Here is a 17,549-nt window from a genome sequence, read left to right on the forward strand (position 1 = left end):
GTTTCTACTGTCCCTTAGCTGAAAGTGTTGCCTCGACGACACGCATCGCCTCGACGGTTTCTTTAACGTCATGCACTCTGACAATCTGCGCACCCTGCATCGCCGCGATCACCGCGCAGGCCACGCTGCCGATAACCCGTTGATCCGGCGGTACGTTCAACAGTTGTCCAATCATCGATTTGCGCGACATGCCGACCAACAGCGGCAAACCAAAACGATGAAACTCCGACAACCGGGCCAGAAGCTGATAGTTGTGCGCCAAATTTTTACCGAAACCGAAGCCTGGGTCGAGCAGCAATTTCTGATTTGTTATCCCTGCCTCGTTACAGCGCTGGATATGGTGTTCGAAAAACGCCTGAACGTCGGCGATCAGATCGTCGTAGTGCGGTGCCTGTTGCATGGTACGCGGCTGCCCCTGCATGTGCATCAGGCAGACCGGCAGGCCGCTTTCCGCCGCCGCCGCCAGGGCACCCGGCTCCTGCAGCGAACGAATGTCGTTGATCAGATGCGCGCCGGCGTGCGCCGATTCGCGGATCACGCCCGCTTTCGAGGTATCGACCGAGATGAAGACTTCGAAACGCTGCGCCAGCGCTTCCACCACCGGCACGACCCGTTCCAATTCTTCCTCTTCACTCACCTCCGCCGCCCCCGGCCTTGTCGACTCGCCGCCGATATCAATCATCGTAGCGCCGGCCGAAATCAGCGCATGCGCGTGCAGCAACGCCTGATTCAGCGTGTTGTGGCGACCGCCGTCGGAAAACGAATCCGGCGTCACGTTGAGGATGCCCATCACCTGTGGATGAGAGAGGTTGAGCGTCATGTCGCGCACGGTTAACTGCATGTTGTTTCACCTTACTGTTGCCTGGTTCACTGCCCGCCGGGCAAAAAAAACCCCGGCGTACCGGGGTTTGATGTTATTACACAGCCGTTCTTACTTGTCGAGCTGTTCGGACATGGTGTTGCCCGGCGTTGGGGTGCGCGGCTCATCTACCGGCGTCGGGGCTTTCGGGGTGCCGCCGTTGTCGGAGCTGTTGCCTTTGTTCGCATCGTCCCAGCCCGCCGGCGGACGCACGTCTTTGCGGTTCATCAGATCGTCGATCTGCGGCGCATCGATGGTTTCATACTTCATCAGCGCATCCTTCATCGAGTGCAGGATGTCCATGTTTTCCATCAGCAGCGAGCGAGCACGCGTGTAGTTACGTTCGATCAGCGACTTCACTTCCTGGTCGATGATACGCGCGGTTTCATCCGACATGTGCTTCGCCTTGGCCACGGAGCGGCCCAGGAACACTTCACCCTCTTCTTCCGCATACAGCAGTGGCCCCAGCTTCTCGGAGAAGCCCCATTGGGTCACCATGTTGCGGGCGATGGAGGTCGCCACTTTGATGTCGTTCGACGCACCGGTAGAGACTTTTTCCGGCCCGTAGATGATCTCTTCCGCCAGACGGCCGCCGTACAGGGTGGAGATTTGGCTCTCCAGCTTCTGACGGCTGGCGCTGATCGCATCCCCTTCCGGCAGGAAGAAGGTCACGCCAAGCGCACGGCCACGAGGAATGATGGTCACTTTGTGTACCGGATCGTGTTCAGGAACCAGGCGGCCGATGATGGCGTGGCCCGCTTCGTGATACGCGGTCGACTCTTTCTGCGCTTCGGTCATCACCATGGAGCGACGTTCCGCACCCATCATGATCTTGTCTTTGGCTTTCTCGAACTCCACCATCGACACCACGCGCTTGTTGCCGCGGGCGGCGAACAGCGCCGCTTCGTTGACCAGGTTGGCCAGGTCGGCACCGGAGAAGCCCGGCGTACCGCGCGCAATGACGGAGGCGTCGATGTCGGCAGCCAACGGCACGCGGCGCATGTGCACCTTCAGGATCTGCTCACGGCCACGCACATCCGGCAGCCCGACCACGACCTGACGGTCGAAACGGCCCGGGCGCAGCAGCGCAGGGTCAAGCACGTCCGGACGGTTGGTAGCCGCGATGACGATGATGCCCTCGTTGCCTTCGAAACCGTCCATCTCAACCAGCATCTGGTTCAGGGTCTGCTCGCGCTCATCGTGACCGCCACCCAGGCCGGCGCCACGCTGGCGGCCGACGGCGTCGATTTCATCGATGAAGATGATGCACGGCGCGGCTTTCTTCGCTTGTTCGAACATGTCACGCACGCGGGATGCGCCCACGCCGACGAACATTTCGACGAAGTCGGAACCGGAAATGGTGAAGAACGGCACCTTCGCTTCGCCGGCGATCGCTTTCGCCAACAGCGTTTTACCGGTCCCCGGCGGGCCAACCATCAGCACGCCTTTCGGGATCTTGCCGCCCAATTTCTGGAAACGGCTCGGTTCGCGCAGGTATTCCACCAGTTCGCTCACCTCTTCTTTCGCTTCGTCACACCCGGCGACATCGGCGAAAGTGGTCTTGATCTGGTCTTCCGTCAGCATGCGGGCCTTGCTCTTGCCGAAGGACATCGCGCCCTTGCCGCCGCCGCCCTGCATTTGCCGCATAAAGAAGATCCAGACCCCGATCAGCAACAGCATCGGGAACCAGGAGATAAAGATAGAAGCCAGCAGGCTCGGCTCTTCAGGCGGCTCGCCGACCACTTTCACATTCTTCGTTAACAACGTATCCAGCAACTTAGGATCGTTGACAGGGATGTAGGTCGTGTATTTGTTACTGTCTTTCTTGGTAACGTTAATTTCACGTCCGTTGATTCGCGCTTCGCGAACCTGGTCCTGGGTCAGTTCGGACATGAAGGTAGAGTAATCCACCCTACGGCCATTCGACTCGCTGGGCCCAAAGCTCTGGAATACAGACATCAACACTACCGCGATGACTAACCAGAGAATTAGGTTTTTCGCCATGTCACTCAAGGGATTAACCTCATCTTACAACTGTGTTAACAAACAGCGTTAGGGTACTACAGTTTGCGCCCTGTCGCTACAATGTACACTTCGCGCGAACGGGCGCGGGAAGCGTCTGGCTTACGAATCTTAACCTTCGTAAACAGGGAGCGAATTTCCCGTAGGTACTCGTCAAAGCCATCTCCCTGGAACACCTTCACCAGGAAACTTCCGCCTGGTGCGAGGACATCACGACACATATCCAGCGCCAACTCCACCAGATACATCGACCTTGGAATATCGACCGCCGGGGTGCCACTCATATTCGGGGCCATATCGGACATGACCACCTGAACCTTACTCTCGCCTACTCGTTCCAACAGTGCCTTCAGCACCAGTTCATCACGGAAATCGCCCTGAAGGAAATCGACGCCAACGATAGGATCCATTGGCAAAATATCACAGGCGATGATGCGCCCGGTACCGCCGATTTGGGTGACCACATACTGCGACCAGCCGCCCGGTGCGGCGCCCAGGTCAACCACGGTCATGCCCGGTTTGAACAGTTTGTCGCTCTGCTGTATTTCATCAAGTTTAAACCAGGCACGGGAACGCAGTCCCTTTTTCTGCGCCTGCTGTACATATTTATCGCTAAAGTGTTCTTGTAACCAGCGACTGGAGCTAGCCGAACGCTTTTTATTAGCCATCTCGTTTTCCAACTATCATAAAAAGAGTCTTATGTCAGGGTCGCTGCTCACGTAGACTCACACCGGTGAAGACCGATTTGGTGATATACATGAGATGGCGGTAGAATGTACCGTTTTCAATCCCAACTTAAGCAAAAAAGACAATGAATCTGAATAATAAACAAAAACAGCACCTGAAAGGCCTGGCGCATCCGTTAAAACCGGTGGTGATGCTGGGCAATAACGGTCTTACCGAAGGGGTGCTGGCTGAAATTGAACAGGCTCTGGAGCATCATGAGCTGATCAAGGTAAAAATCGCCGCTGAAGATCGCGAAACCAAGACCCTGATCGCCGACGCTATCGTGCGTGAAACGGGCGCCTGCAATGTGCAAGTTATCGGCAGTACACTTATTCTTTACCGCCCGTCGAAAGAGCGCAAGATCAGTCTACCGCGTTAATAACCATCAGGTTAACGAAAAGGTGCCATGCGCCTGACCAAGATAAAAGGCCGCTTGCGGCCTTTTTCCTATCTTTACAAAACGTTGGCGCATTAATGACCAACGGTCCCGATCAGAGATACTCGACCTTCAGGATCTCGTATTCCACGTCGCCGCCAGGGGTTTTGATCACCACCACATCGTCTTGCTCTTTGCCGATCAGGCCGCGCGCCATCGGCGAGTTTACCGAAATCAGATTTTTCTTGAAATCGGCCTCATCGTCGCCAACGATGCGGTAAGTCACTTCTTCTTCGCTGTCCAGATTCATCACCGATACGGTGGCGCCGAAGATCACCCGACCGGTGTTCGGCATCTTGGTGATATCGATCACCTGCGCATTGGACAGCTTGGCTTCGATCTCCTGAATGCGGCCTTCGCAGAAACCCTGCTGTTCGCGGGCGGCATGGTACTCGGCATTTTCTTTCAAGTCGCCGTGTTCACGCGCTTCAGCGATATCCGCAATGATTTTCGGGCGGCGCACGCTTTTCAGATATTCGAGCTCTTCGCGCAGTTTTTCAGCGCCAAACAAGGTCATCGGAATTTGGTTCATCGTATAAATACCTCTAAATCTTTCCTGTTCAAATAACCGTCATCCTGACGTATTCGTATGAAAACACGGTTGGCATTCCGCCCCCCGCCTCCAGGCGACAAACAAAAGAAACCTGACTCGGAACGGGGCCCAAGCCAAGATCGGTTTTGCATTTTGATACGCATTTTAGCCTAGAGTTCCTTGAGGGTCATCGTTTACTTTTTCCCTGATTGCACCGTAGTATGACGGCACGTTATCCAGCTGTTATCCCGAGATTATGCGTTTTTCACGAATTGTCAGTGCATTGGCTTGCGCATTTGTTCTGAATGCGAATGCGGCCCCGGTTGAAGAGTACACACAATATCTGCCTGATGGGGCCAACCTTGCCCTGGTCGTTCAGAAGATCGGTGCCGGTGCGCCGACGATCGATTATCACTCTCAGCAGATGGCGCTGCCGGCCAGTACCCAAAAAGTGCTGACGGCGCTGGCGGCATTGCTGCAACTCGGGCCCGATTACCGTTTCACCACCACGCTGGAGAGCCAGGGCGATATCCGCGACGGCGTGCTGCGCGGCAACCTGATCGCCCGCTTCAGCGGCGATCCGACCTTCAAACGTCAGAGCCTGCGCAATATGGTGGCCGTCCTGAAGAAGCAGGGCGTGCGCCAAATCAGCGGCGACGTGCTGGTCGATACCTCGGTCTTCGCCAGCCATGACAAGGCGCCTGGTTGGCCGTGGAACGATCTGACGCAGTGCTTCAGCGCGCCGCCGGCCGCCGCCATCGTCGATCGCAACTGTTTCTCGGTCTCGCTGTACAGCGCGCCGAACCCGGGCGACATGGCGTTTATCCGCGTCGCCTCCTATTATCCGGTCAATATGTTTAGCCAGGTGCGCACCCTGGCGCGCGGATCCGCAGACGCGCAATACTGCGAACTGGACGTGGTGCCGGGCGAGCTGAACCGCTTTACCCTGACCGGCTGCCTGACGCAGCGCAGCGAACCGCTGCCGTTGGCCTTCGCCATCCAGGACGGTGCCAGCTATGCGGGCGCCATCCTGAAAGACGAGCTGAAGCAGGCCGACATCCAGATCGACGGGCATTTGAAACGCCAGACGCGCCCCGGCATCACCGGCACGGTGATCGCACAAACCCAGTCGGCGCCGCTGCACGATCTGTTGAAAATCATGCTGAAGAAATCGGACAACATGATCGCCGATACCGTCTTCCGCACCATCGGCCACGAACGCTTCGGCGTGCCGGGCACCTGGCGAGCCGGTTCCGATGCGGTACGGCAGGTGCTGCGCCAGAAGGCCGGCATCGATCTGGGCAACACCATCATCGCCGACGGTTCCGGCCTGTCGCGCCACAACCTGCTGGCCCCGGCGACCATGATGCAGGCGCTGCAGTACATCGCGCAGCACGACAACGAGCTGAACTTTATCTCGATGCTGCCGCTGTCCGGCTATGACGGCACCCTGCGCTACCGCGGCGGCCTGCATGAGGCCGGCGTAGACGGCAAGGTGTCGGCCAAGACCGGCGCGCTGCAGGGCGTCTACAACCTGGCGGGTTTCATCACTACCGCCAGCGGCCAGCGCATGGCCTTCGTGCAGTATCTCTCCGGCTACGCCGTGCCACCGGAAGATCAGAAACAGCGCCGTGCGCCGCTGGTGCGTTTCGAAAGCCGCCTGTATCGGGATATTTACCAAAACAACTGAGGATCGCCATGAAGCTGCTGGTCGTTGAAGATGATGAACTGCTGCAACAAGGGCTGGCGCTGGCGCTGACCGGTGAAGGCTACGTGTGCGACTGCGCCGCCACAGCGGCGGAGGCCAGCAGCCTGCTCATCACCAGCCAATACAGCATGGTGATCCTGGATCTCGGCCTGCCGGACATGGACGGCGCAGCGCTGCTGCGGCAGTGGCGCCGCCAGCAGATCGATCTGCCGGTGCTGATCCTGACCGCCCGCGACGCCCTGGAAGACCGCGTCGATGGGCTGGACGCCGGCGCCGACGACTACCTGGTCAAACCCTTCGCGCTGGTTGAGCTACAGGCGCGCGTGCGCGCTCTCCTGCGGCGCTACCAGGGCCACAGCGACAATCTGATGCAGGTGGATGACCTGCAGTTGAATCTCTCCAGCCAGCAGGTCTATCTGCAACAGCAGCCGGTGGAGGTCACGCCGAAAGAGTTCGCCATTCTGGCGCGCCTGATCATGCGTGCCGGGCAGACGGTCAACCGCGAACTCCTGCAGCAGGATCTCTACACCTGGCAAGATGATTTAGGTTCCAACACCCTGGAAGTGCATATCCACAACCTGCGCCGCAAACTGGGCAAGGATCGCATCCGCACCGTGCGCGGCATCGGCTACCGCCTGGAACCCTCGTCATGATCAGCATGCGCCGCCGCCTGCTGCTGATGCTGGCGCTGATCCTGCTGGTCACGCAACTCATCAGCGCCTTCTGGCTGTGGCACGAAAGCCAGGAGCAGATCAGCTTCCTGGTGGACGAAACCCTGTCCGCCAAAGTGCGTACCGAACGCGTCGATACCGAGATCGCCGAGGCCATCGCGTCGCTGTTGGCGCCTTCGCTGATCATGATGATCGTCACGCTGTTGGCGTCGTTTTGGGCCATCAGTTGGATCATCCGCCCACTCAACCAACTGCAGCAACGGCTGGAAAAACGCTCTGCCGATAACCTGACGCCGCTGCCAATCACCAGCGACAGTCAGGAAATGGTGGCGGTCACCAATGCACTCAATCAGCTGTTTTCACGGCTGGATAACACCATTCAACAGGAACGCCTGTTCACTGCCGACGCCGCCCACGAGCTGCGCACGCCGCTGGCCGGCATCCGCCTGCACCTGGAACTGATGGAAAAGCAGGGCGTCAAGGGCAGCCAGGCGCTGATCGCCCGCATCGATCAGCTGATGCACACCGTCGAGCAGTTGCTGATGCTGTCGCGCGCCGGGCAAGACTTCGCCAGCGGCCATTATCAGCATTTCGATTGGGTGGCTGATGTGATCCAGCCGCTGCGTGAAGAGCTCGACGAAATGGCCGCCCAACGCGAGCAGACGCTGGGCTGGCAATTGCCGGCTGCTGCCACCGTGAACGGCGATCCGGTGCTGCTGCGGCTGCTGCTGCGCAACCTGGTCGAAAACGCCCACCGTTACGGCCCGGAAGGCGGCGCGATACAGGTGCGGTTAACGCCGCAAGACAACGGCTATCTGCTGCAGGTCATCGACGATGGCCCGGGAATCAAGGAAGAGATGGTCGGGGAACTGACGCAGGCGTTTCGCCGCATGGATCAACGCTACGGCGGCAGCGGACTGGGCCTGAATATCGTAATCCGCATCGCGCAACTGCACCAGGGGCGTTTGACGCTGGAAAACCGCCGCGATGCGCGCGGCCTGAATGCCCAGTGCTGGCTGCCGGAAAAGGCGCTCAAATAATAAGGGCCCAGCGTTGCTGAGCCCTTTATCACCGAATTACTTCTGGTAAATGATTTCGACGCCTTCGTCGTCGTCTTCGTCCCAGTCGTCATCCCAGTCATCTTCCGCTTCGGCTTCCACTTCCGCAATTTGCTCGCGGTGGTAGTCATCCCACATGAATTCGACTTTTTCCGGTGCGCTTTCTTCGATCGCCATCGCTTTCGGCTGGGTGTTGATGAAGTTCATCACGTCCCAGCACAGCGCATTGACGCCTTCGCGGTTGGCGGCGGAGATCATGTAGTACTTCCCTTCCCAGCCCATGCCTTCCACAATCGCCTTGGCGCGTTCGGCGGCTTCTTCCTCACCAATCACATCAATTTTGTTGAACACCAGCCAGCGCGGCTTCTGCGCCAGATTTTCGCTGTATTGGTTCAACTCGTTGATAATGACTTTGGCGTTTTCCACCGGATCGGATTCGTCGATCGGCGCGATGTCCACCAGGTGCAGCAGCACGCGGCAACGCTCCAGGTGTTTCAGGAAACGAATACCCAGACCGGCGCCTTCCGAAGCGCCCTCGATCAGCCCCGGAATGTCGGCGACCACAAAGCTCTGCTCGTGGTCCATGCGCACCACGCCCAGGCTCGGCACCAGCGTGGTGAACGGATAATCGGCCACCTTCGGCTTGGCGGCGGACACCGCGCGGATGAAGGTCGATTTGCCGGCGTTCGGCAGCCCCAGCATGCCCACATCGGCCAGCAGCAACAGCTCCAGCAACAGGTCACGCGCTTCGCCGGCGGTACCCAGCGTCTTCTGACGCGGCGCTCGGTTGACCGAAGATTTGAAACGGGTGTTGCCCAGACCGTGCCAGCCGCCTTTGGCGACCATCAGCTTCTGCTCGTGGCGGGTCATGTCGCCGAGGATCTCGCCGGTGCCCTGATCCTTCACGCGCGTGCCGACCGGCACCTTAATGATGACGTCTTTACCGCGTTTGCCGGTACAATCGCGGCTCTGGCCGTTCTGGCCACGCTCGGCGCGGAAAGACTTCTCAAAGCGGTAGTCGATCAGGGTGTTAAGGTTCTCGTCCGCCAGCAGGTAGACGTCGCCGCCGTCGCCGCCGTCACCGCCGTCAGGCCCACCGTTCGGGATATATTTTTCGCGGCGGAAGCTGACGCACCCGTTGCCGCCGTCGCCTGCAACGACCAGAATCGCTGCTTCATCTACAAACTTCATTTACCGTCTCCGTAAATCATTCACCGGGCTGCTTCAAAGGAGCAACCAGGGGAGGGTCTGCCCGTCGCGGCCACCACCGGTGACCAATTGCGGAAAACATGGCGCCCGCCACAACCACAAACGCACCGACATAGCCGACGATGTTCAGCGTCGGCATGGCGAATGCCTGGGGCCAAGCCAGCGCCAATAAATCTGAAAACAGCAGGGTAAACAGCGGGGTCAGCGTAACCAACGCGCTCACCTGCGCCGCCTGCCAGCGCGCCATCGCTTCCGCCAGCGCGCCATAGCCGATCAGCGTGTTGGCGCCGCAAAACAGCAGGCACGCCAATTGCCAGCCGCTAAGCTGGAAAATCACCTCGGGTTTGGCCAGAGGGAACAACGCAATCGCACATAAAGTGTACAACATAACCAGGATCTGCGGCGAAGCCAGCCGGCGCAGCAACACCTTCTGCGCCACGCCATAGCTCACCCAGACCATCGCCGCACACACACCCAGCATGACGCCCAGCGTGTAGTCCGTCAGCCGGGTGAAGATCTCTATCAGACTGACGTTGAAAAACAGCATCAGCCCGCAAATCAGCATCAGGGCGCCAATGACCTGGGTGATGCGCATGCGTTCTTTTAAAATCAGCACGCTGGCGAACATCATACCGACTGGCGACAGCTGGCCAATCACCTGCGAAGCCGTCGGGCTCAGGTATTGCAGCGAGGAGCTGAAGAACACAAAGTTGCCCAGCAGCCCCGCCGTCGCGATCGCCAACAGCAGCAGCCAACGCGGCTGGCGGAACATCGTCAGCGGCGGCAGCTTGCCGCGCACCGCAAGGATCACGCCCAAACCGATGGCGGCCATGGTAAAGCGATACCAGACAACGGTAAACGGCTCCATCACCACCAACACTTCTTTCATCGCGATCGGCAACGCGCCCCAGCAAACCGCCGTGGTTAACGCCAGAGAAATGCCAACGCCGACCTGCTGCTTCGTATCCATATCACCTTCGCCAACGCTGACGGGCCTGCCCTCAGGCAACCCATAAATGTAAAAAGCCCCGCAACGAATTGCGGGGCTTACATCTATTTCGTAAGGCTCGAAAAATTATTCAGCTTCGATGCTGATGAATTTACGATTGCTCGGGCCTTTAACTTCGAATTTGACTTTACCGTCTTTCAAAGCAAACAGAGTGTGGTCTTTGCCGCAACCCACGTTGGTACCAGCGTGGAATTTGGTGCCGCGCTGACGAACGATGATGCTGCCTGCCAGTACTGCTTCGCCGCCAAAGCGTTTTACGCCCAGACGTTTAGCTTCTGAATCGCGACCGTTACGAGTCGAGCCGCCAGCCTTTTTGTGTGCCATTAATCCGCTCTCCTAACTTAAGCGCTGATGCCGGTGATTTTAACGTCAGTGAACCACTGACGGTGGCCCTGCTGCTTACGGTGGTGTTTACGACGACGAAACTTAACGATTTTAATTTTCTCGCCACGACCGTGAGCAACGACTTCAGCTTTGATCTTGCCGCCATCGACGAAAGGAACGCCGATTTTGATATCTTCGCCATTAGCGATCATCAGAATCTGGTCAAACTCAACCGCTTCACCAGTTGCGATGTCCAGCTTTTCCAAGCGAACGGTCTGACCTTCGCTTACTCGGTGTTGTTTACCACCACTTTGGAAAACCGCGTACATATAAAACTCCGCTTTCCGCGTGCCCGACTGTGTTAGTTCAGAGCGCGCTATAAATATTCACAATAGGGCGCGAATTCTACGCAAAAAAGCAGCGCATGACAAGAGCAGAATAAGACCAGAACAAGAAAAAAGAAGAAAAAAAGCGCAGTTTCTTTCGTGGCGTTTATCTGAACCGTTTTTCAAGTACAATCATAGGGACAGTTACCGCCATGTACCGATGTGAGCAGCGATCTCAACGCGGTGAAGAGAAACACAGCTGAAAAAAACACAATGAACCTAGAGCAAATTACCGAGTTAACCGCGCAAGATATGGCGGCCGTGAACGCAACAATTCTCGAACAGCTGAATTCCGATGTCACGCTCATCAATCAGCTTGGCTATTACATTATCAGCGGTGGCGGTAAGCGCATCCGGCCGATGATCGCCGTCCTGGCGGCGCGGGCGTTGGGCTACGAAGGCAACAAGCACGTCACCGTCGCCGCCCTGATCGAATTCATTCATACCGCCACGCTGCTGCATGACGACGTCGTCGACGAATCGGACATGCGCCGCGGCAAAGCCACCGCCAACGCGGCGTTCGGCAACGCCGCCAGCGTGCTGGTCGGCGACTTTATCTATACCCGCGCCTTCCAGATGATGACCAGCCTGGAATCCCTGCGCGTGCTGGCGCTGATGTCGGAGGCGGTCAACGTCATCGCCGAAGGTGAAGTGCTGCAGTTGATGAACGTGCACGATCCCGACATCAGCGAAGAAAGTTATATGCGGGTGATCTACAGCAAAACCGCCCGTCTGTTTGAAGCGGCGGCGCAATCGTCGGCGATCCTGTCCGGCGCCAGCGCTGAGCAAGAACAGGCTCTGCAAGATTATGGCCGCTACCTCGGCACCGCTTTCCAGCTGATCGACGATCTGCTCGACTACAGCGCCGACGGCAGCACCCTGGGCAAAAACACCGGCGACGATCTGAACGAAGGGAAACCGACCCTGCCGCTGCTGCACGCGATGCACAACGGCGACGACGCCCAGCGTGACATGATCCGCGGCGCGATTGAGCAAGGCAACGGCCGTCACCTGTTGGAGCCGGTGCTGCAGGCGATGCAGCAATGCGGTTCGCTGGAATACACCCGCAAACGCGCCGAGGAAGAAGCCGACAAGGCGATCGCCGCGCTGCAGGTATTGCCGGCATCAGAGCACCGAACAGCGCTGGAAGGCCTGGCCCATTTGGCGGTACAACGCGACTTTTAAGAAATCGTGATTTCTAAATGCATTCATCAGGCCCGCCCACGCGGGCCTGCTTAGGTATTGCTCTCTTCGTCGATACGCGCCAGCAGGCCGCCGATCCCTTCCCGCATCAGGAAAGCCACCATTCTCTCGCGCTCGCTCTCCGTCAAATGGTAGTAATACTCGATCCAGACCGCCAACGGATCCTGGCGTTCTACGTCATATGCCGCCCCGTCTTCCTTCAGAGCCAGCAGGTTACGCACGCCTGGAGGCAGGCTGTCGATATGGTACTCCAACGCTTTTCCCTGCACGCCTTTACGCCTGCGGCTGATCCAGCCTTCGCGTCGGGCCATCAGATTGATTCCCTGTGGTGAGGAGGGTAATCCTGCGATGCCTGTCAGTTCCTTGGCGGCAAACCACTCGTTTTTCATAGCCATCATCTCTGGGCAATAGTGGGCAATGTCGTTTTTTGGAAATTACCTGGGTATTTTTTAGGAAATTTAATGGTATTCTTATTTCCGAATAAGCGTTTCACGTTGTTCAAACGCTTAACCATGACCCGTTAGTTATACCACTAACGCAACTTTGGCTAATCAGAAAAGGAATGTAAACATGAATTCAAGGAACCCAGATTGGCATCCGGCAGATATCATCGCGGCGCTACGCAAGCAGGGCACCACGCTGGCGGCAGTGTCGCGCAAGGCCGGATTAAGCTCATCGACGCTGGCCAATGCGCTGTCGCGCCCGTGGCCGAAGGGGGAATGGCTGATCGCCGAAGCGATAGGCATCCACCCTTCGGAGATCTGGCCAAGCCGCTATTACGATCCGCACAACGATTGCCTGCTGGATCGCAAAGCACGTATCAAATCGTGAACGCGGAGCAAAAAAAACCGCCGGAACAGCGTCCGGCGGCGTTTATCGGCTGACTATCGGTGTCGATCAGTTATTGATGAACTTCTCGCCCAGTTCGATATCTTTATGCAGCACGTCCAGCATCTCGTTCAGCGCTTTCTGCTCGAAGGCGCTCAGGGTGCCGATATCTTTGCGTTCTTCAACGCCGTTTTTGCCCAGCACCAGCGGCTGCGCGAAGAAGCGAGCGTATTTGCCGTCGCCTTCAACGTAAGCGCATTCCACAACGCCTTTCTCGCCCTGCAGCGCACGCACCAGAGACAGACCGAAACGGGCGGCCGCCTGCCCCATGGACAGCGTTGCAGATCCGCCGCCGGCTTTGGCTTCCACCACTTCGGTACCGGCATTCTGAATGCGTTTGGTCAGATCCGCCACTTCCTGCTCGGTGAAGCTCACGCCAGGGATCTGCGACAGCAGAGGCAGGATGGTCACGCCAGAGTGGCCGCCGATCACCGGCACGTTCAATTCTTCCGGCTGCTTGCCTTTCAGCTCGGCCACGAAGGTGTTGGAACGGATGATATCCAGCGAAGTCACGCCGAACAGTTTGTTCTTGTCGTAAACGCCGGCTTTTTTCAGCACTTCCGCCGCGATGGCGACCGTGGTGTTAACCGGGTTGGTGATGATGCCGATGCAGGCTTTCGGGCAGGTTTTCGCCACTTGCTCAATCAGATTACGCACGATGCCGGCGTTAACGTTGAACAGGTCAGAGCGATCCATGCCAGGCTTACGGGCCACGCCGGCGGAAATCAGCACCACGTCCGCGCCGTGCAGAGCCGGAGTCGCGTCTTCGCCGCTGAAGCCTTTGATTTTAACTGCGGTTGGGATGTGGCTTAAGTCGACGGCAACGCCTGGGGTAACGGGGGCAATGTCGTAGAGAGAGAGTTCAGAACCTGAAGGAAGCTGGGTTTTGAGTAGAAGGGCGAGGGCCTGGCCGATACCGCCAGCAGCACCGAGAACTGCAACTTTCATCCTATACTCCTTTATTATCTTAAATATATAAAGCGCCGTGAATGTGTTGGTTACGGACCTTAAGTTATTACACCTTTCAAAACAATAAATTAGCCAATTCTTGCCTGCAGGTGTAATAAAACGGCCGCTGTCGCGCCCATTTTAGATTAAATCGCTTACGCATGAAGGGCATAGCGCACACTAATCAAAAATAGTGCGAGGTTATTCACGAGCAAGTTAACCGGCCGTTACATTACACCCTTACGCAACATCAGAACAACATCATTTTAATAACATTTTATTTACCACTGCAGGCCGATTTTCCGTCGTCAAAAGGGCATATTCATCGCGGCCGGATTTTGTTAAAATGCCGCCCTTTCCTCGCCGTCCGGTCATTTTTATTTTCTTTGGGGCGGCCTTTGTTGCATAAAAATTCATCTATATGCATAATCATGACTTCCACTATCAACATTCCACGGTGCAAAATGCGTAATCCCGCAAAACAGGAAGATCTGATCAAGACGTTCAAAGCGTTATTGAAAGAAGAAAAATTCAGTTCTCAAGGCGAGATCGTTTTGGCGCTGCAAGAAGAAGGCTTCGAAAACATTAACCAATCCAAAGTATCGCGCATGCTGACCAAGTTCGGCGCGGTACGTACGCGCAATGCCAAAATGGAAATGGTGTATTGCCTTCCTGCCGAACTCGGCGTGCCGACCACCACCAGCCCGTTGAAGAATCTGGTGCTCGACGTCGACCATAACGATGCCGTCGTGGTGATCCACACCAGCCCGGGCGCCGCGCAGCTGATCGCCCGCCTGCTCGACTCACTGGGTAAATCCCAGGGTATCCTCGGCACAATTGCCGGCGACGACACGATTTTCGTCACCCCGTCCAGCGGCTTTACCGCTCAGAAGCTGCATGAAGCGATCCTGGGCGTGTTCGAGCAAGAGCTGTGAAACCTGGCGCTAACAAAGTGCGGCTGTAAACCGCATTTTGTTAGCGCTTCTTTAACCCTCGCGTTACCTTCCCAGCCTTCAACCGCGTTTAACACTGCTTTTTTATCCCGTAACAACACATTTCCATGACATATCCATGTAACCAGCAGTACCCACTGTGATCTTCCGCACTTTTAGTCAAAATCACTTACCTTATTGAAATTACATAAATTTAACATCAAAAGATCGTTTTATGAGCGTTTTTTATTCCTTACGGTTATAAAAAATAAGGATCATGAGGTTAAAGTTTCACTAGCAACTGTTAGCGAACTATTAATTTTTCGCGTTACTAGCTGTATACTCATTTTCGTGAACTGAATCACAGTTCGTTGGAACTGATAAAAGAATACGATGAGGTGAGATGATGAAAATTAAAGCTACCGTTGCAACCCTGAGCGTTCTGTCCATGCTTTCCTTTGGTGCATTCGCAGCACAATCTGTTGATGCTACCCAGGCCGCAAAACTGCAGCCCGCCGGTGTGATCACCGTGAGCGGCGTCGCCGCTGCGCCTTCCGACATTCGCCAGGCGCTGTCCGACAAAGCTGACGCCAAAGGGGCGACCGCTTACCGCGTAATCGAAGCGCGCAACGACGGCAACTTCCACGCGACCGCTGAAATCTACAAATAAGTAACGGCATTACCCGGCAACGGGCAATACCTCTCTGGAATCAAACGCTGTCATAACGGCCTTCAAGAATAAAAATCGCTGCCAAGCCCTTCCAGGCTGTTATGAACAAGGATCGCTATCATGAACATGAAAACTACTCTTGCTGCACTCGGTTTGCTGTCCGTCATCTCCTTCGGCGCATCTGCCGCCCAGTTGGTGACTAACGATCAGACCGCCAATCTGCAATCTATCGGCACCATTACCGTCAGCGGTATCGACGGCGCGCCGACCGATATTCGCCAGGCGTTGTCGGAGAAAGCCGACGCGAAAGGCGCGACCGCCTACCGCGTGATCGAAGCCCGTAACGAAGGCAACTACCACGCCACCGCCGAGATTTACAAATAACAACTCTGGGAACGGCTTTGCAGAGCTGATTACCCTCGTCACTGCCACTGCCGAGTTCTGACGCAAACGCCGATTTCCCAGAGACCCTCTCGTCGTCCTATCCGACGAACCCCGTTGCCCTCGCTCGCGAGGGCTTTTTTATGGGCGTAAAAAAGGCCGCGAATGCGGCCCTTAGATTGGTTTATGCGGCTGAACGATCAGTAGGTCACCTTCGGTTCCTGCTTTTTCGCCAACGCGTCCAGCAAGCGATCGTGAATGCCGCCGAAACCGCCGTTGCTCATCACCAGAATGTGGTCGCCCGGCTGCGCAGTTTTCACCACCATCTCCACCAGCGTATCGAGATCCGCGCTCCAATGCGCCGGCTGCACGCAGGCATCCGCCACTTCCGCGACCTGCCACGGAATGTGGTGCGGCTGGAACAGGAACACTTCGTCGGCGCGGCCGAGCGAAGGCGCCAGATCGTTTTTGCTGATGCCCATTTTCATGGTGTTGGATCGCGGCTCCAGCACCGCCAGAATGCGCGCCGTGCCGCCGACCTTGCCGCGCAGCGCGGCCAGAGTGGCCAGGATCGCCGTCGGGTGGTGCGCGAAATCGTCGTAAACCGTGACGCCGTTGGCTTCGCCACGCAGCTCCAGGCGGCGGCGGGCGTTGATGAAATCGCCCAACGCGCGGCAGGCGTCCGCCGGCTGCACGCCGACGTGACGGGTCGCGGCGATGGCCATCAGGCCGTTATGCATGTTGTGCTCGCCCACCAGCGCCCAGTTCACTTCGCCGACCTGCTCGCCGTCGAGGAACACCGCGTAATGGCTGGCGTCCGGCGTCAGCTTCTGCGCGCGCCAGGCGCCCTCTTCGCCCACCAGCTCCTGTTCGCTCCAGCAGCCCATCGCCATCACCTGCTTCAGGTGGCTGTCGTTGTCCGGCAGGATGATCTTGCCTTTGCCCGGCACCAGGCGCACCAGGTGGTGGAACTGTTTCTGGATGGCTTTCAGATCGTCGAAGATATCGGCGTGGTCGAACTCCAGGTTGTTCATGATCAGCGTGCGCGGGCTGTAGTGCACGAACTTGGAGCGTTTGTCGAAGAACGCGCAGTCATACTCGTCGGCCTCGATCACGAAGAACGGGCTGCCGCCGAGGCGGGCCGAGACGTCGAAGTTGCCCGGCACGCCGCCGATGACGAAGCCGGGCTGGTAGCCGCAGGCTTCGAGGATCCAGGTCGCCATGCCGGCGGTGGTGGTTTTGCCGTGGGTGCCGGCGACCGCCAGTACCCAGCGATCGCGCAACACGGCATCGTGCAGCCACTGCGGGCCGGAAACGTAAGGGATACCGCGCTCCAGCACCGCCTCCACGCACGGGTTACCGCGCGTCATGGCGTTGCCGATGATCACCAGATCCGGCGCCGGATCCAGCTGGGCGGGATCATAACCCTGAATCAGATCGATCCCCTGGTTCTCCAGCAGCGTGCTCATCGGCGGATAGACGTTGGCGTCCGAACCGGTGACGTCATGCCCCAGTGAGCGCGCCAGCATCGCTAGCCCGCCCATAAAGGTGCCACAGATCCCAAGAATGTGAATGCGCATAGGTTTC

20 protein-coding genes are annotated in these 17,549 nt (G+C 57.3%); 9 read left to right on the forward strand and 11 right to left on the reverse strand.

The window, feature by feature from the left end; translation table 11 throughout:
- Nucleotides 1-4: 4 nt before the first annotated feature.
- From folP to rlmE, 3 genes are all read right to left on the reverse strand, one after another.
- Nucleotides 5-841, reverse strand: a complete 837-nt coding sequence (folP, locus tag ACTJJ6_RS17690) for a dihydropteroate synthase (protein WP_016929326.1) — start codon at nt 839-841, stop codon at nt 5-7.
- 90 nt (nt 842-931) lie between these two features.
- A complete protein-coding gene (gene ftsH, locus ACTJJ6_RS17695) occupies nt 932-2,863 on the reverse strand; it encodes an ATP-dependent zinc metalloprotease FtsH (RefSeq protein ID WP_004933529.1) in 1,932 nt (643 codons plus the stop codon).
- Nucleotides 2,864-2,919: 56 nt separating this feature from the next.
- Complete coding sequence (gene rlmE, locus ACTJJ6_RS17700; RefSeq protein WP_004933533.1) at nt 2,920-3,549, reverse strand: 23S rRNA (uridine(2552)-2'-O)-methyltransferase RlmE; 630 nt, start codon at nt 3,547-3,549, stop codon at nt 2,920-2,922.
- 143 nt (nt 3,550-3,692) lie between these two features.
- Here rlmE and yhbY point away from each other — a divergent pair, with 143 nt between their 5' ends.
- Entirely contained in the window at nt 3,693-3,986 is a 294-nt protein-coding gene (gene yhbY, locus ACTJJ6_RS17705) for a ribosome assembly RNA-binding protein YhbY (protein ID WP_004933536.1), read from the forward strand.
- Nucleotides 3,987-4,098: 112 nt separating this feature from the next.
- On the opposite strand, the gene greA is transcribed toward yhbY, so the two are convergent.
- Nucleotides 4,099-4,575, reverse strand: coding sequence for a transcription elongation factor GreA (greA, locus tag ACTJJ6_RS17710; protein ID WP_004933539.1), 477 nt, complete (start codon nt 4,573-4,575; stop codon nt 4,099-4,101).
- Between the two features lie 256 nt (nt 4,576-4,831).
- Between greA and dacB the strand changes: the two genes are divergently transcribed.
- Genes dacB through pmrB form a run of 3 tightly spaced genes read left to right on the forward strand, consistent with a single transcriptional unit; the run spans nt 4,832 to nt 7,994 of the window.
- Nucleotides 4,832-6,265: a serine-type D-Ala-D-Ala carboxypeptidase gene (dacB, locus tag ACTJJ6_RS17715; protein ID WP_015376410.1), complete on the forward strand. Its 1,434-nt coding sequence runs from the start codon at nt 4,832-4,834 to the stop codon at nt 6,263-6,265.
- Between the two features lie 8 nt (nt 6,266-6,273).
- Nucleotides 6,274-6,936, forward strand: coding sequence for a two-component system response regulator PmrA (gene pmrA, locus ACTJJ6_RS17720; protein ID WP_004933545.1), 663 nt, complete (start codon nt 6,274-6,276; stop codon nt 6,934-6,936).
- A complete protein-coding gene (gene pmrB / locus ACTJJ6_RS17725; RefSeq protein ID WP_176063786.1) occupies nt 6,933-7,994 on the forward strand; it encodes a two-component system sensor histidine kinase PmrB in 1,062 nt (353 codons plus the stop codon). The genes pmrA and pmrB overlap by 4 nt, the downstream gene beginning before the upstream one ends.
- Nucleotides 7,995-8,030: 36 nt before the next feature.
- On the opposite strand, the gene cgtA is transcribed toward pmrB, so the two are convergent.
- From cgtA to rplU, 4 genes are all read right to left on the reverse strand, one after another.
- Nucleotides 8,031-9,203 (reverse strand): Obg family GTPase CgtA, encoded by a 1,173-nt coding sequence (gene cgtA, locus ACTJJ6_RS17730; RefSeq protein WP_004933553.1) that lies wholly within the window; start codon nt 9,201-9,203, stop codon nt 8,031-8,033.
- A 16-nt stretch (nt 9,204-9,219) separates the two neighbouring features.
- A complete protein-coding gene (locus ACTJJ6_RS17735; RefSeq protein ID WP_021504260.1) occupies nt 9,220-10,191 on the reverse strand; it encodes a DMT family transporter in 972 nt (323 codons plus the stop codon).
- A 105-nt stretch (nt 10,192-10,296) separates the two neighbouring features.
- The gene (gene rpmA / locus ACTJJ6_RS17740; protein ID WP_004933559.1) at nt 10,297-10,554 is read right to left on the reverse strand and encodes a 50S ribosomal protein L27; all 258 of its coding nucleotides are present in this window, start codon (nt 10,552-10,554) and stop codon (nt 10,297-10,299) included.
- 17 nt (nt 10,555-10,571) lie between these two features.
- A complete protein-coding gene (gene rplU / locus ACTJJ6_RS17745; RefSeq protein ID WP_004933561.1) occupies nt 10,572-10,883 on the reverse strand; it encodes a 50S ribosomal protein L21 in 312 nt (103 codons plus the stop codon).
- Nucleotides 10,884-11,153: 270 nt separating this feature from the next.
- On the opposite strand from rplU, the gene ispB reads away from it, so the two are divergent.
- Nucleotides 11,154-12,125, forward strand: coding sequence for an octaprenyl diphosphate synthase (gene ispB, locus ACTJJ6_RS17750; protein WP_016929331.1), 972 nt, complete (start codon nt 11,154-11,156; stop codon nt 12,123-12,125).
- Nucleotides 12,126-12,175: 50 nt separating this feature from the next.
- On the opposite strand, the gene ACTJJ6_RS17755 is transcribed toward ispB, so the two are convergent.
- The gene (locus tag ACTJJ6_RS17755) at nt 12,176-12,532 is read right to left on the reverse strand and encodes a DNA-binding protein (RefSeq protein WP_028127572.1); all 357 of its coding nucleotides are present in this window, start codon (nt 12,530-12,532) and stop codon (nt 12,176-12,178) included.
- Nucleotides 12,533-12,713: 181 nt separating this feature from the next.
- Between ACTJJ6_RS17755 and ACTJJ6_RS17760 the strand changes: the two genes are divergently transcribed.
- Nucleotides 12,714-12,974, forward strand: a complete 261-nt coding sequence (locus ACTJJ6_RS17760; RefSeq protein ID WP_016929333.1) for a helix-turn-helix domain-containing protein — start codon at nt 12,714-12,716, stop codon at nt 12,972-12,974.
- A gap of 66 nt (nt 12,975-13,040) precedes the next feature.
- Here the strand turns inward: ACTJJ6_RS17760 and mdh are convergent, their stop codons facing one another.
- Nucleotides 13,041-13,979: a malate dehydrogenase gene (gene mdh, locus ACTJJ6_RS17765; protein WP_028127571.1), complete on the reverse strand. Its 939-nt coding sequence runs from the start codon at nt 13,977-13,979 to the stop codon at nt 13,041-13,043.
- Nucleotides 13,980-14,443: 464 nt separating this feature from the next.
- On the opposite strand from mdh, the gene argR reads away from it, so the two are divergent.
- The 3 genes from argR (at nt 14,444) to yhcN (ACTJJ6_RS17780) (ending at nt 15,965) form a co-directional block, all read left to right on the forward strand.
- On the forward strand, nt 14,444-14,914 hold the full coding sequence (gene argR, locus ACTJJ6_RS17770; protein ID WP_016929335.1) for a transcriptional regulator ArgR: 471 nt from the start codon (nt 14,444-14,446) through the stop codon (nt 14,912-14,914).
- 403 nt (nt 14,915-15,317) lie between these two features.
- Complete coding sequence (gene yhcN, locus ACTJJ6_RS17775) at nt 15,318-15,581, forward strand: peroxide/acid stress response protein YhcN (RefSeq protein ID WP_004933574.1); 264 nt, start codon at nt 15,318-15,320, stop codon at nt 15,579-15,581.
- 120 nt (nt 15,582-15,701) lie between these two features.
- The gene (yhcN, locus tag ACTJJ6_RS17780; RefSeq protein ID WP_025305042.1) at nt 15,702-15,965 is read left to right on the forward strand and encodes a peroxide/acid stress response protein YhcN; all 264 of its coding nucleotides are present in this window, start codon (nt 15,702-15,704) and stop codon (nt 15,963-15,965) included.
- A gap of 197 nt (nt 15,966-16,162) precedes the next feature.
- On the opposite strand, the gene mpl is transcribed toward yhcN (ACTJJ6_RS17780), so the two are convergent.
- The gene (gene mpl, locus ACTJJ6_RS17785) at nt 16,163-17,542 is read right to left on the reverse strand and encodes a UDP-N-acetylmuramate:L-alanyl-gamma-D-glutamyl-meso-diaminopimelate ligase (RefSeq protein WP_016929338.1); all 1,380 of its coding nucleotides are present in this window, start codon (nt 17,540-17,542) and stop codon (nt 16,163-16,165) included.
- Nucleotides 17,543-17,549: the final 7 nt, after the last annotated feature.

This window comes from Serratia sp. 22278 (assembly GCF_052045405.1).
GTDB classification, from domain to species: Bacteria; Pseudomonadota; Gammaproteobacteria; order Enterobacterales; family Enterobacteriaceae; genus Serratia; species Serratia marcescens.

Excerpts from the sequence above, each read along its gene's own strand:
- folP (WP_016929326.1), bottom strand. The coding sequence starts at position 841 with ATGCAGTTAACCGTGCGCGACATGACGCTCAACCTCTCTCATCCACAG.
- ftsH (WP_004933529.1), bottom strand. The coding sequence starts at position 2,863 with ATGGCGAAAAACCTAATTCTCTGGTTAGTCATCGCGGTAGTGTTGATG.
- rlmE (WP_004933533.1), bottom strand. The coding sequence starts at position 3,549 with ATGGCTAATAAAAAGCGTTCGGCTAGCTCCAGTCGCTGGTTACAAGAA.
- yhbY (WP_004933536.1), top strand. The coding sequence starts at position 3,693 with ATGAATCTGAATAATAAACAAAAACAGCACCTGAAAGGCCTGGCGCAT.
- greA (WP_004933539.1), bottom strand. The coding sequence starts at position 4,575 with ATGAACCAAATTCCGATGACCTTGTTTGGCGCTGAAAAACTGCGCGAA.
- dacB (WP_015376410.1), top strand. The coding sequence starts at position 4,832 with ATGCGTTTTTCACGAATTGTCAGTGCATTGGCTTGCGCATTTGTTCTG.
- pmrA (WP_004933545.1), top strand. The coding sequence starts at position 6,274 with ATGAAGCTGCTGGTCGTTGAAGATGATGAACTGCTGCAACAAGGGCTG.
- pmrB (WP_176063786.1), top strand. The coding sequence starts at position 6,933 with ATGATCAGCATGCGCCGCCGCCTGCTGCTGATGCTGGCGCTGATCCTG.
- cgtA (WP_004933553.1), bottom strand. The coding sequence starts at position 9,203 with ATGAAGTTTGTAGATGAAGCAGCGATTCTGGTCGTTGCAGGCGACGGC.
- ACTJJ6_RS17735 (WP_021504260.1), bottom strand. The coding sequence starts at position 10,191 with ATGGATACGAAGCAGCAGGTCGGCGTTGGCATTTCTCTGGCGTTAACC.
- rpmA (WP_004933559.1), bottom strand. The coding sequence starts at position 10,554 with ATGGCACACAAAAAGGCTGGCGGCTCGACTCGTAACGGTCGCGATTCA.
- rplU (WP_004933561.1), bottom strand. The coding sequence starts at position 10,883 with ATGTACGCGGTTTTCCAAAGTGGTGGTAAACAACACCGAGTAAGCGAA.
- ispB (WP_016929331.1), top strand. The coding sequence starts at position 11,154 with ATGAACCTAGAGCAAATTACCGAGTTAACCGCGCAAGATATGGCGGCC.
- ACTJJ6_RS17755 (WP_028127572.1), bottom strand. The coding sequence starts at position 12,532 with ATGAAAAACGAGTGGTTTGCCGCCAAGGAACTGACAGGCATCGCAGGA.
- ACTJJ6_RS17760 (WP_016929333.1), top strand. The coding sequence starts at position 12,714 with ATGAATTCAAGGAACCCAGATTGGCATCCGGCAGATATCATCGCGGCG.
- mdh (WP_028127571.1), bottom strand. The coding sequence starts at position 13,979 with ATGAAAGTTGCAGTTCTCGGTGCTGCTGGCGGTATCGGCCAGGCCCTC.
- argR (WP_016929335.1), top strand. The coding sequence starts at position 14,444 with ATGCGTAATCCCGCAAAACAGGAAGATCTGATCAAGACGTTCAAAGCG.
- yhcN (WP_004933574.1), top strand. The coding sequence starts at position 15,318 with ATGAAAATTAAAGCTACCGTTGCAACCCTGAGCGTTCTGTCCATGCTT.
- yhcN (WP_025305042.1), top strand. The coding sequence starts at position 15,702 with ATGAACATGAAAACTACTCTTGCTGCACTCGGTTTGCTGTCCGTCATC.
- mpl (WP_016929338.1), bottom strand. The coding sequence starts at position 17,542 with ATGCGCATTCACATTCTTGGGATCTGTGGCACCTTTATGGGCGGGCTA.